The following is a 306-nucleotide window of genomic DNA, read 5'->3' as shown; positions in this document are numbered from 1 at the left end:
AGGCCGGCGTCGATCCGAAGATCATGGGCTCGGGCCCGATCCCGGCCTCGCGCGCCGCGCTGAAGAAGGCCGGCTGGAATGTCGGCGATCTCGACCTGATCGAGGCCAACGAAGCCTTCGCGGCGCAAGCCTGCGCCGTCAACAAGGATCTCGGCTGGGATACCTCCAAGGTCAACGTCAACGGCGGCGCGATCGCGATCGGGCATCCCGTCGGCGCGTCCGGCGCACGCGTGCTGGTGACGCTGCTGCACGAGATGCAGAAGCGCGATTCGAAGAAGGGCCTCGCCACGCTGTGCATCGGCGGCG

The 306-nt window shown here is 68.3% G+C and carries 1 pseudogene; it reads left to right on the top strand.

Going from position 1 to position 306, the window contains the following annotated elements:
• A pseudogene (locus AABA86_RS34590) lies at nt 1–306 on the top strand (acetyl-CoA C-acetyltransferase); the annotation flags it as partial.

The sequence above is a fragment of the Bradyrhizobium sp. TM233 genome, assembly GCF_036247965.1.
Classification (GTDB): domain Bacteria; phylum Pseudomonadota; class Alphaproteobacteria; order Rhizobiales; family Xanthobacteraceae; genus Bradyrhizobium; species Bradyrhizobium ottawaense.
This window is presented reverse-complemented; position numbering and strand designations above follow the sequence as displayed.